This window comes from Bartonella refiksaydamii (genome assembly GCF_902652675.1).
Lineage (GTDB): Bacteria > Pseudomonadota > Alphaproteobacteria > Rhizobiales > Rhizobiaceae > Bartonella > Bartonella refiksaydamii.
Genome location: NZ_LR736345.1, coordinates 1 through 2,612 on the forward strand (window position 1 = coordinate 1; position 2,612 = coordinate 2,612).

General features: G+C 36.4%; 3 protein-coding genes. All 3 read right to left on the bottom strand.

All coding sequences use genetic code 11. The annotated features are described in order from the left end of the window. Positions 1 to 120: 120 nt before the first annotated feature. Positions 121 to 615, bottom strand: a complete 495-nt coding sequence (locus tag GQO39_RS08235) for a hypothetical protein (RefSeq protein ID WP_156851731.1) — start codon at positions 613 to 615, stop codon at positions 121 to 123. Between the two features lie 140 nt (positions 616 to 755). Beyond that, positions 756 to 1,940 carry an alpha/beta hydrolase gene (locus GQO39_RS08240; RefSeq protein ID WP_156851732.1) on the bottom strand — a complete coding sequence of 395 codons (1,185 nt, stop codon included), beginning with the start codon at positions 1,938 to 1,940 and terminating at the stop codon, positions 756 to 758. A 328-nt stretch (positions 1,941 to 2,268) separates the two neighbouring features. Then, positions 2,269 to 2,612 (bottom strand): DNA adenine methylase (locus GQO39_RS08990; RefSeq protein WP_369412498.1); only part of this gene is annotated, 344 nt, incomplete at its 5' end.

Here is a 2,612-nt window from a genome sequence, read left to right on the forward strand (position 1 = left end):
AACAAATTACCACCTATTCCTAACTAATCCCACCTCTCCCCACTTAGTACAAAACCTACTGTCAAACTACACTCATCCACTTTTTAGACTATCTTTAATTTCTGATTTGAGATTTTCTCTTTAATATTCTTTTTCGAATAGATGCGGACTTTCAACAATAAGTTTTTCCCGCGCTTTTTGTAACTGTTTAATGACTTCATCAATTTTGGATGGAGAATAAAAAGATTCTTGGCGATCCAATAAATGTTGTTTCCCCCTCCCCTCATAAAAACACTGCATCTGAGATTGAAGTATCCTAATCTCTTGAAAAAAGAGGCGTCCCGTTTCTTTGAAACCATTATTAAGCGAAAAAAGTTGATCGGAAATTGACACCAAGATTTGTTTTAAAAAGCGCTCATTTTCTTGGCGTTTACGATATTCTAAAATAAGAGCATGACTTATCTCATCCAGTTGTTTTTTTGTGGAATCAATTTGACGCAATAAATTTGGTTTTTCCCCCATATTACCTTCTCTTGCCTTCAAAAGCATAGTATGAATATCTAATAACTGAACTGCGGAATGAGATAAATAATCAACTAATGTAGGTGTATTGGCATAGCGCTTTCGTGCAACCATTATAAACTCACTTAAATGATTGGTTTTTACATTCATCCTGCTATTTATTTTCATTTTACAGGGAGATTCTAAAGAAAGTGCTAAAAAATACTGCTCCTCATTCATTTATATTTGAAGAAAAAGCTTTGATCTTTTCGCACTTAATGTCGAGTGAATGGAGATAATAGACGTACAGGTGTATAAAGGATAAGATGCGTTGTTTTTTCTAACACACTGCTACTATCAGCAAGAAGCGCCTGACTAGGTGATAATTCTGTACCCTGCATAATTGTTGAAGCTAAAGAACCTTCTCGAGAAAGAGCCATCAATGTCGGCGAAGACGCAAAAACATTGTGTGCCCCACCATCAATATGAGAAAAATCAAGAACAGCTATACCATTTTTGCGCAACATTTCAATATCTGAACCATCCCCCACACGATGATGTCCACCTGTAAGACGCCCTGAAACAGCAAGAGCTTTATCCGCTCGAGATACCAAAATGGCTGTTGGCTGAGGTAATCTCTTAATATCATTGAGTTGACGCTCAAACACATCAACATCAATATCTGGCGCGGCCATCAACAAACTCGTAATACGGCGAATAGGTTTATACTTTCCCTGTAATGCTAGAGTTCTAAATGCCTCCATTATAACAAAATTCCCCATAGAGTGCGCAATAACAGAAATTTGATTAGCATCTGTTTCACTAATAAGTGTTAAAAGTTCTATGAGTCCATCACGCGCAAAATTGGCGCTATCACGGTCGTAAATATAAAGAGGAACTGATCCAGCAGAAGGCCACGAATAGTGTACAGCGACAACATTTAAAGCATAATCATATGTAAATTGAGCTGTACGAAATGTGCCATCTGCAAAATTGTTATTATAACCATGAATAAAAAGGAAAACTTCTCTTTTTCCTTTTGGCTTTTTTGCTAAATCTGCATTTATTTGCTGCTTAAATTGTTCTTTATTATCATATTTTTGCAACGCTACTGCTGCAAAATACTTATCGTGAGTAGGTTTGTACGCGTTTATTTCGACAACACCTTTCACATGTTGTTGAGGAATTCCTACGTCAACCCGATTATAATATACTTTATTTGATCGCTCTATTCCATAAGGTTGAGAATAGTTGTTTTGCATCATACGACTTGTTGCAACATACACAGGAACGATAGCCTTCGGAAGAGTCGGTTTTCCTTCAACCTCCCGTTGCACTGCAACCACAGACGCCGTTGCATGTACCCCATGCCAAAGCACAGCGCGCGACTCGCTACACGCCGTTAATAAAGAAACGCAAATAAAGAACGCTAAACACTTTACAAATACTGCAATTTTCACTACAACTCCGCTCAACCCTATTGATAAAGATTCAACATTTTAAGCTTCTACAAAGTGGAAAAATAAAATTCCCTCAGCCTGGAATAAATCATTACTGGGAACGTTTTATAAATAATACACATGAAGTGCCCCCTCTACAATGCACAAAACAGCATCCCTCTCAGAATAATACAACCTGCACTCATTTAAGATGGTGCGGGTGGTCTGTACCATTTCATAAATATTTTATAATATTTTTCAATAAGTTAATAAAAATATTAAATAATAAAACTACCTTTTAAACCACCTGATATATAGAATCTATAACGCTATCAAATAGCATCATCATCTATATATTGCAATTACGAATCAGGAGTTCCTTTCGGAGTATTTTTTTAGCAAAACCAGAGGTCCAAATGGTCTCTACTTCTAAAAAGTCAAAATCTTTAGAGATCTCTTGCACCTGATCACAATCATTCAGAATCAAGACAAATTTGCCTTGGAGATCTTTAAGAATGCACACCATTTTTACAAAATCATCTTCACAAAAATTTCCAGAGCTATAACATTTGTTCTTTTTAAGGTATAGCGGGTCTAGGTAAAACAAACTGTCTCGAGCATCAAAAAATTTAACAACACGCTCCCATGACAGATTTAAGATCGTCGTATCAAGAAGCTTTTGCCTTACACGCC